This is a genomic window from Microbacterium sp., from assembly GCF_047607465.1.
Classification (GTDB): Bacteria; Actinomycetota; Actinomycetes; order Actinomycetales; family Microbacteriaceae; genus Microbacterium.
In genome coordinates this window covers 59,542-68,645 of the sequence record NZ_JASGCY010000046.1, presented here as the reverse complement: position 1 = coordinate 68,645, position 9,104 = coordinate 59,542, and the positions used below count along the sequence as shown (strand labels likewise).

At 68.9% G+C, this 9,104-nt stretch carries 9 protein-coding genes; 2 read left to right on the top strand and 7 right to left on the bottom strand.

Translation table 11 applies throughout. The annotated features are described in order from the left end of the window. Window positions 1-378: 378 nt before the first annotated feature. From QM568_RS05935 to QM568_RS05910, 6 genes are all read right to left on the bottom strand, one after another. On the bottom strand, window positions 379-786 hold the full coding sequence (locus tag QM568_RS05935) for a DapH/DapD/GlmU-related protein (RefSeq protein WP_415136807.1): 408 nt from the start codon (window positions 784-786) through the stop codon (window positions 379-381). A gap of 88 nt (window positions 787-874) precedes the next feature. Continuing rightward, the gene (locus QM568_RS05930; RefSeq protein ID WP_415136805.1) at window positions 875-1,663 is read right to left on the bottom strand and encodes a DNA-formamidopyrimidine glycosylase family protein; all 789 of its coding nucleotides are present in this window, start codon (window positions 1,661-1,663) and stop codon (window positions 875-877) included. Continuing rightward, entirely contained in the window at window positions 1,663-2,412 is a 750-nt protein-coding gene (locus QM568_RS05925) for an EI24 domain-containing protein (protein WP_415136803.1), read from the bottom strand. The genes QM568_RS05930 and QM568_RS05925 overlap by 1 nt, the downstream gene beginning before the upstream one ends. Further along, a complete protein-coding gene (locus QM568_RS05920; protein ID WP_415136801.1) occupies window positions 2,409-2,675 on the bottom strand; it encodes a Txe/YoeB family addiction module toxin in 267 nt (88 codons plus the stop codon). The genes QM568_RS05925 and QM568_RS05920 overlap by 4 nt, the downstream gene beginning before the upstream one ends. Further along, window positions 2,672-2,920 (bottom strand): type II toxin-antitoxin system Phd/YefM family antitoxin, encoded by a 249-nt coding sequence (locus QM568_RS05915; protein ID WP_415136799.1) that lies wholly within the window; start codon window positions 2,918-2,920, stop codon window positions 2,672-2,674. The genes QM568_RS05920 and QM568_RS05915 overlap by 4 nt, the downstream gene beginning before the upstream one ends. 44 nt (window positions 2,921-2,964) lie before the next feature. Then, complete coding sequence (locus QM568_RS05910) at window positions 2,965-7,557, bottom strand: ATP-dependent helicase (protein WP_415136797.1); 4,593 nt, start codon at window positions 7,555-7,557, stop codon at window positions 2,965-2,967. Between the two features lie 206 nt (window positions 7,558-7,763). Between QM568_RS05910 and QM568_RS05905 the strand changes: the two genes are divergently transcribed. Together QM568_RS05905 and QM568_RS05900 are read left to right on the top strand one after the other, a co-directional pair. Continuing rightward, window positions 7,764-8,120: a response regulator gene (locus QM568_RS05905; RefSeq protein WP_415136795.1), complete on the top strand. Its 357-nt coding sequence runs from the start codon at window positions 7,764-7,766 to the stop codon at window positions 8,118-8,120. A gap of 33 nt (window positions 8,121-8,153) precedes the next feature. Continuing rightward, window positions 8,154-8,441, top strand: a complete 288-nt coding sequence (locus tag QM568_RS05900; RefSeq protein WP_415136793.1) for a hypothetical protein — start codon at window positions 8,154-8,156, stop codon at window positions 8,439-8,441. Here QM568_RS05900 and QM568_RS05895 read toward each other — a convergent pair whose 3' ends face one another. Beyond that, complete coding sequence (locus tag QM568_RS05895; RefSeq protein WP_415136791.1) at window positions 8,442-9,080, bottom strand: alpha/beta hydrolase; 639 nt, start codon at window positions 9,078-9,080, stop codon at window positions 8,442-8,444. Window positions 9,081-9,104: the final 24 nt, after the last annotated feature.

Genomic DNA, 9,104 nt, shown 5'->3' with positions numbered 1-9,104 from the left:
TGACCGGAAACCGAAGTGGAAAAGCCAGAGCACCGGCTGGCAGATCCTGCACGCCCACACAGCGAGCTTCATCACCGAAACACGAAAACGCACCCATCGACACCACGACGGTGGATCAAGGCTGAGACTTCAACGAGTCCAGCTGACCCTGAATGTCATCACGAGCCTGCGACAACTACGACGCCACCTGCTCCATCTCCGCATAAGACGCACCGAAATCCGCCATGACCACACCTCCGAAAAATCAGTGAAACCGAACCACCCCGGCCCGACACCACAACCATAACAACCCCACCCCGCGCCGTCGATGGGGACAACTACCCATCCGGCCGGGGATGCGGACTCGGCGGTCGGTGCCGGAGGACGTGGAGGGGCGGCTCAGGCCGCGAGCCAGAGGCCCTTCCGATCGGTGGCCACGGTGAGGCCTGCGGCGACCGTCTCGTCGTCGCCGATCTTCGCGCCCCGCACGATGCGGGCTCCGGCGCCGATCTCGGTGCGGACGCCCACGTGCGCGCCGTCGCCGATCGCGGCGCCCTGGCCGATGTGCGCGTGCGCATCGATGTACGCGTTGTCGCCGATCACAGCATCCGTGTCGATCCACGCGCCGCGCGCGATGGTCGCTCCCTTGCCGACGCGTGCGCCGGGCTCGATGTACGCACCTGCTTCGATGTGCGCCATCGGATGCACCTTCGCGCCATGCGCGACGAGGCCACGACCGTTGGCGTGCTTGCGGTACCGCAGCGTCCCGCCCTGGTCGTTCTCGATGTCGACGTAGTTCTTGCCCACGATTCCTCCCGTGTTCCGGAGTTCTCCGGATATAGCTACAACCACGCAGGGGGAGGATTCATTCCCGGGCGGTGATCCTTCGGCAGGCTCAGGAGCCCAGCGGGGAGATCTGGCAGTGCGGACACCAGAAGGTGACGCGCTCGCTGGTCCGATCCGCGCCCTGCGAGCCCTTCCGGATCAGCGTCCCGCAGCGCCGGCAGGGGCGTCCGGCGCGGCCGTACACCCACGTGGTCCGACCGGGCCGGTTGACGCCGGTGAAGGTGCGGTGGACCCGGTCGCGGTTCGCCCGGATGGTCCTCACGCCGAGATCGATCAGGGCGGCGACGTCGACCTCCGATGTGGGTGCGGTGGGCAGGATACCCCGCAGGAACAGGAGTTCTGCCGCGTACTCGTTGCCGAAGCCGGCGACGTTCCGCTGATCGAGGAGGGCGACGTGGATGCTGCGCTGATCCGCTCCGAGGCGCCGCACCGCCTCCGCGGCGTCCCAGTCGGCGGCCAGCGGGTCGGGGCCGAGATGTCCGACGAGCGAGGCCTCGTCCCGCGTGGGCACGACCTCGATTCCGGCGATGTCCACGCCCACGGCTTCGCGCTCGGCGGTGCCGACGATGGCGCGGACCTTGAAGGCCGGATGCCGCCACCTCTCGCCGGGGCGGTAGACGAACCAGGCGCCGTCCATGCGCAGATGCGAATGGACGGTGCTCTCGCCGATGCGCATCAGCAGGTGCTTGCCGCGCGCGGCGACCTCGTGCACGGGCTGTCCCGTCAGATCGACGGTGGCGGCCTGCGGCACGCGCAGGTCGAAACGCGTGATCTCGGAGCCCGCCAGCGCCTCGTCGAGCCGGCGCGCGGTGCGGTGGACGGTGTCGCCCTCGGGCATCAGACCGGAGCCGTCCTGTTCGCGCGCGCGAGCATGTCGCGGGCGAGCATCGTCGAGCCGCCCACCGCGACCGGCATCGTGAGCACCGCCCCGAGGGGGATCAGGAAGCACAGCTGCGTGGCGACCCCGAAGCCCAGCACGCGGGCCCTGCTCGACCGGAACAGAGCGGCGCGGGTCTGCGGGTCGAAGTCGCGGGCGTCGAACGCGCGTCCGGTGAGCTCGCGGGCCAGCAGACGTCCGGTGAGGACGACGCCGGTCACCGCGGCGAGTGGCCCGCCGACGATCGGGACGAGCCCGATCAGGAGCACGAGGAGGGCGACGAGGACGCCGAGGACCGCCAGGCGCAGGCTCTCGCCCACCGAGGTCCAGAACCTCCCGCCCTCGGCAGGCGGCGGCGAGCCGAGGTCGGTCTCAACGGCGCGCCAGATCCTCTCGTAGAAGGGATCGCCGATGACGAGGGCGAGTGCGCTGAACACCACGCCCGCGAGCGCGAGGGAGGCGACGAAGATCACGGTGCAGACCGCCACGCGGAGGATGCTGCGCCACTCCAGGACCCAGGAGTCGGCGAACGGCGTCGCCCAGTCGGCGATGTCGCCGATCTTGAGCGCCAGCGGCACGAGGGCCGCAGCCAGGAGGAGGAAGGCGATCGCGGCCGGGACGAGACCCAGCGCCATGAGCCCCGGGCGACGGCGCCACAGCCCGAACCCGCGGAACAGGGTTCCCACGCCGGCGAAGAACTCGGAGATCAATAGTGGTACCTGGCCTGGAGAATGGCGACGGAGCTGTCGTCCGCGATGTAGACGAGGCGGTTCACCTCGTCGATCCGGCGCGACCAGGCGCCTGCGAGGGCGTGCTTCAGCGGCTCGGGTTTGCCGATCCCGTCGAAGGGGTCGTCTCGGAGAAGATCGGCGATGAGCAGATCGATGCGCGTGAGCGTTCGTCTGTCTTGGGTCTGCCAGTACACGTAGTCCTCCCAGCCCTCGACAGTCCAGCTGAGGAGGCGATCGTTCATCCGTCGATCAGATCGTGCTCGGACACGGCACCCGTGCGGGCCTGCTCGAGAGCGGAGATTATGCGGCGAGCGTTCGCCGGGGACCGCAGCAGGTGGCTGGTCTCGATGAGGGAGTCGTACTCGGCCTTCGACATGAGCACGGCGGAGCCGCGCTTGGACAGGATCTCGATCTCCGAATGATCGAGGTTCACGCGTTCGATCAGTCCGAAGAGATCGCGACGCGCCTCGGTGGTGGTGATGGCCATCGGCCTCTCCTTCTCATGTACAGGATATGGTACCGCTCTGCGAGTCAGACGACCTTGCGGAGCGTGTAGCCGCGGGGCGTCACCACGAACCCGGCTTCGCTCAGAGCGAGGGCGAGCTCGGTGCCGTACACACCTTCGCCGTCGATTTTCTCGACAGTGAGCGTTTCGAGGTGTCGAGCCCTGGCAGTGGATGCCAGATCGGATGCCGCAGCCCGCAGCACAGCCGGATCGTCGCTGAACGACAGCACAGTGCGCCCTCCGCGTTCGAGGTAGAGGACGAGGGCTCCGTCAACCAGCACGACCAGGCCGCCGGCCTTGCGCCCTGGGCGGTGCGATACGCCGTCGCGACGGGGCCACCCGAGGGCAGCGCCGTAGGGGTTTGCCGGGTCGGTCGCGGCGAGGGTGATCGCGTGCCGGGGCGGCGGGTCGGCGAGAGCGGCGAAGGTGCGCAGACGGTCGACGGTGGTCGATGCCGCGAACTGAGCAGCGCCCAGCCTCTCGATCACGTATCCTCGGCGGCAGTGCCCGGCCTCCTCGAAACCGGCGAGGATGCGGTACGCCTGGGCGAACCCGCCGGGAACCCCTTCCGCCTGCACGGCTCCACGCGTCACGACGCCGTACCGATCGAGCAGGAGGCCTGCGGTCACGGTGGCCCTTCGCGCCAGGTCCTGGGCCGCTGAGCCCGCCGAAGCGCCGGCGGAGGGCAGCAGCGACCAGCGCCCGCCGAGGGACGCCGGGCGAGGCGCCGTGCGCGCGAGCGAGATGCCACGGTACGTCCGCGCGCGGGGAGCACGGCGGGTGACCTTGTGGGCCTGCGAACCGCCGGCCAGCAGCGAGCGCACCGGCGCGAAGGTGTCGTTCGTCACCCGGCTCGCCCAGGTCAGGTTCCACAGCGCCTCGAGCACGGACTGCTCGTTCTCGGCCCCCGTCATCTCCTTGAGCTGCGAGGCGAAGTAGGCTCCGCCCGCGCCGAGCGCGGCGAGCAGCCGCGCCTCGAGGTCGCTCCCCGGTTCCTGGGCAGGATCGGACTCGGGCAGTGTGAATGGCGCGAGATCGGCGGCGTGCAGCGATATCCAGCCGTCACGCCCAGGCAGCGCACCGCAGCCGACCCACACGACCTCTCCTGCTGAAGTGAGTTCGTCGAGCATGGCTGGCGAGTAGTCACGCACTCGTGAGGGCAGCACGAGCGACTCCCAGGCGCTCGCCGGGATCGGAACCCCGGCGAACTGCTCGATCACGGTGAGCACGCCGTCGAGGCCTTCGAGAGGCCGGGTGAGGTGCTGCCAGTCGGGCAGGAAGCGGGCGTAGGCCTCGGGGGAGACCGGCTCGACGGAGCCGCGGATCGCGGCGAGCGATCGCATCCGAAGCCTTCGAAGGACCTCGGTATCGCACCATTCTCGGTCAGTGCACGAATCGGTGTCTGAGCCCGACGACGGGGCCGGTAGAAAATAGCCGCTCGTGATCCTGCCGACCTGCTCGAGCCGCTGCAGGGTGTGGCGGGCGACGGCTGTGCCGATGCCGAAGCGGGTGGCAACGGCATCCGTCGTGAAGGGTCCGTGCGTGCGCGCGTGGCGGGCGACCAAGTCGCCGAGCGGATCAGAGACCTGCTCGAGGAAGGCCAAGGGGATGCCGGTGGGGAGCGCTGCCCCTAGCGCATCGCGCAGGCGAGCGGCGTCTTCGATCGCGGCATACCGGTGGATGCCGGCGATCGTGACCGAAATTGCACGTCGCGCGGACACCAGGGCGTCGAGATGTGCTCGCGCCCCCGCAGCACCTTCGAGCCGTGCCGTGGCCTCTTCGACATCGAGGGGGCCGAGCACTCGCAGCAGGTCGGCGACCCCTTCGAGGCCGCGCGCTCGCCACTGGGCGTCAAGGCGTTGCACCTCGCGCTCGAACTGAGCGATCACGTCGGGGTCGAGCAGTTCTCGCAACTCGACGGTGCCGAGCAGCTCGCCCAGCAGCGCTGGGTCAACCGAGAGCGCGGCCGCGCGGCGCTCGGCGAGCGGCGAGTCGCCCTCGTACATGAACGCGCCGACGTAGCCGAACAGCAGGTCGCGGGCGAAGGGTGAGGGCTGTGCCGGCTCCGTCTCGACGAGGCGGATCCGCCGATCGGCGATCGACGTCGCAAGCCTGCGGAGCGAGGGGAGGTCGTAAACATCCTGCAGCACCTCGCGGAGCGTCTCCAGGATCACAGGAAAGGTCGGATGCCGACGCGCCACCTCCAGCAGTTGTGCTGAGCGCTGGCGCTGCTGCCACAAGGGAGTGCGCTTATTCGGGTTCATGCGCGGAATAAGCAGCGCGCGCGCGGCGCATTCGCGGAAGCGTGAGGCGAACAGTGCGGATTCGCCGACCTCCTCGGTCACCAGCTGCTCCAGCTCGTCAGGGTCGAACACGAACAGCTCGGCGCCCGGCGGTTCGGCGTCGGCATCCGGGACGCGCACGATAATGCCGTCGTCACTCGCGACGGCCGATCCCTCGACGCCGAGCCGCTCGCGAACCCGTGCGTTGATCGCGAGAGCCCAGGGCGCATGCACCTTCATGCCGTATGGGGAATGGAGAATAATGCGCCAATCACCGACCTCATCACGACCGCGCTCGACCGTGAGCGTGCGGTCGGTAGGGAGTGTTCCCGTGGCTTCGCGCTGCTCCGCGAGATGGGCCATGAGATTCGTCCTCGCCTGCTCATCGAGACCCGCATCGATGAGCCGTTGCGCAGCCTTCTCGGGAGCCGAAGTCGACACTTCCCGCGAGAAACGGCCGAGTGCCTCGCCGAGCTCGAAGGGGCGTCCGATGCCGTCTCCGTGCCAGAACGGCACCTTGCCCGGCTGCCCGTAAGCGGGGATGACGTTGACGCGGTCGTGTGTGATCTCGGCGATGCGCCAGCTGGTGGTGCCGAGGGTGAAGACGTCGCCGACCCGCGACTCGTAGACCATCTCCTCATCGAGCTCGCCGACGCGTGCTCCTGTGGTCTCGCCGGCGACGAAGACGCCGAACAGGCCGCGGTCGGGGATCGTGCCGCCGCTGGTGACGGCGATGCGCTGTGCGCCGGGGCGGCCGGTAAGCGTGCCCGCATCGCGGTCCCAGACGAGCCGCGGGCGCAGTTCGGCGAACTCGTCGGAGGGGAAGCGACCGGCGAGCAGGTCGAGCGTCGCCTCGTAGGCGGAGCGCGGCAACGACTGGAAGGGCGCAGAGCGCCGCACGGTCTCGAACCACTCCTCGACGCCGATCTCGCCGAGGGCGCTGGCGGCCACGGTCTGCTGCGCGAGGATGTCGAGCGGGTTGCGCGGCACCTGAATCGCCTCGATCTGACCGTGCAGCATCCGTTCGGTGACGATCGCGGTGCGCAGCACGTCGCCGCGGTGCTTCGGGAAGAACGACGCACGGCTGATCTCGCCGACCTGGTGGCCGGCGCGTCCGACGCGCTGCAGGCCGGATGCCGCGGACGGCGGGGCCTCGACCTGGATCACGAGGTCGACGGCGCCCATGTCGATGCCGAGCTCGAGGCTGCTCGTCGCGACGACACAGCGCAGCACGCCCGATTTCAGTTCCTCCTCGACCAGCGCCCGCTGCTCCTTCGAGACCGAGCCGTGGTGCGCCTTGGCGAGCACGGGGTCGGCGCCGGCCGTGGCCCCCGCCTGTGCCATCGTCGCCGCGGGCACGGTCGCCGCGGGCAGCGCAGCCTCGATGCGCTCGGAGTAGATCTCGTTCAGCCGACCGGTGAGACGCTCGGCGAGGCGGCGCGAGTTCGCGAACACGATGGTCGAGTTGTTCTCGAGGACGCGGTCGACGATCGCCTCCTCGACGTGCGGCCAGACGGATCCTGTGACCTCCGTGTACTCGGCGGGTTCTGCATCGGCGGCGGTGACACCGGGCGGCGGAGGCGGGCTGGTCATGTCGTCCATCGGCACGACGACCCTGAGTTCGAAGGTCTTGGACGCAGGAGGGGCGACGATCTCGACGGCGGCCGCGCCGCCGAGGAAGCGGGCGACCTCGTCGATCGGGCGCACCGTCGCCGACAGGCCGATGCGCTGCGCTGGCGCATCGGCGCCGTGGGCCGTGCGCAGGGCGTCGAGGCGTTCGAGGCTCACCGCGAGATGTGCTCCGCGCTTTGTCGCCGCCACCGCGTGCACCTCGTCGATGATCACCGTGTGCACGTCGCGCAGAGTCTCGCCCGCTCGGCTCGTGAGCATCAGGTACAGCGATTCGGGGGTGGTGATGAGGATGTCGGGCGGGGAGGCTGCGAGTGTGCGCCGGTCGCTCGAGGTCGTGTCGCCTGTGCGCACACCGACGGTGATCTCCGGCGCCGCGAACCCGAGCCTGCGGGCGGACTGCCCGATGCCGACGAGCGGAGAGCGGAGGTTGCGCTCCACGTCGACGCCGAGCGCCTTCAGAGGGGAGATGTAAAGGATGCTGGTGCGCCCGGCATCCGTTTCGCTGTGGCCCGCACGGAACGTGCGGTCAATCGCCCACAGGAACGCTGACAGCGTTTTGCCGGAGCCTGTCGGCGCAACGACAAGCGCGTGCTTGCCCGCCGAGACCGCTTCCCACGCTCCTGCCTGGGCCGGCGTGGGCGCGGTGAAGGCGCCCCGGAACCAGTCTTGTGTGGCCGGGGTGAAAAGGCCGAGCACGTCACCCACCCCTCCATCATGCGGCCTACCTCCGACATCGACCCGCCTGATTCTCGTGCTCACTTCTCCTACACCGTCGCGGAACCTTCTGCAGTTCCCCACAGTTGTCGGGATACGGCAGTCTGGCACCCGCCGTCGCGCGGCAGACTGTGGTGGTGAATCCGGCGCGGCCGGAGCAGAATGGAGGAGTGCTCGTGTCCGCAGATGTGATCGGAATGATCATCGCGCTGTTCGCCTTCACACTCACGGTGCTGGGAGGCGTCGCTGGCATGCTCGCGCGCCAGACCAGGGCGATCGACGAGCGCTTCGAGCGCTTCGGCGCACAGGTCGACGCCCGCTTCGGTCAGGTTGACGCCCGCTTCGATCAGGTTGACGCCCGGCTCGATCGGATGGACGACCGCTTCGATCGGATGGACACGCGCCTTGATCGAATGGATTCGCGATTCGACCGGATGGATATCCGTCTTGACCGCATGGACGAGCACCTGGGGCAGCTGGGCTCCGAATTGGTCGAGGTCAAGATCGCAATCGCGCGGTTGGAGGGGCCGCAGCGTCGGCTTCAGCAGCTCTGAGTTCGGCGCGCAGAAGGAGCATACGGTGGTGTCATGGCGAATGAGGAGCTGAGCACCGGTGAGATGGTGCGCCGTGTGGGTCTTGGCAGCGGACTCGCGATCGGCATAGGGCTCGGCGTTGCCTTGGGGTTCGCTCTCCACAATTTAGCGCTGGGCATAGGCCTCGGCGTCACCATCGGCATGATCATCATGGTCGCGTTCACCGTGGCCGGCGCACGGCTCGAGCAGGGCGGGGCAGCGTCTGACGTGGAGGAGAACTCGCACACCGAGAACCCGGATGCCGAAGGCCCAGCATCCGATCCAGACCCTGATCCGCGCTGATCAGCGCTCGAGCCACCTCGTCAGGAACTGCTTCACATCGTGCAACTCCTCCTCCGAGATGCTGTGCGTGAGGCCGGTGTAGACACGGCCCGCCAGCTCGGAGTGCGCGGGCAGCCAGTCGGCGGTGTGTGCGATCAGGTGCTGCGGGATGACATCGTCGTGCGTGCCACGACCCCAGAAGACCGGACGGCGAAGCCGCGTCAGCTCTGCGTCGTGAGGGAGGTCTCCCGGTGTCGCGTAGCCGCTCAGGGCGACGACCGCGCCGATCCTCTCAGGCGCCAGTCGCAGCACCTGCAGCGACACAGCAGCACCCTGCGAGAACCCGAGCAACGCGATCCTCGCGGCGCCCGTCGTGTCGAGCCAGCGCAGTAGCGCCTCGGCGGCCGCGGTGACATGCGTCGCATCGCGGCCGTCGAGCCCGTCGATCGGATACCAGGAGCGGCCAGGCATCGGCCACGGTGGCGAAAGCGGGGCAGCGACGGATGCCACGGCGAGACCGTCTGGCAAGTACGGCACGAGTCCGAACAGGTCATTCTCATCGGCGCCATATCCGTGCAGGAGCACCAGCAACGGCATCCGCTCTCTGTCGCCAGGAGACCATCTCGTTGCGGTGTCGTCGATCGTCAGGTTGTCGCTCACGTGTCCATCCTGCCTGGTAGAAAG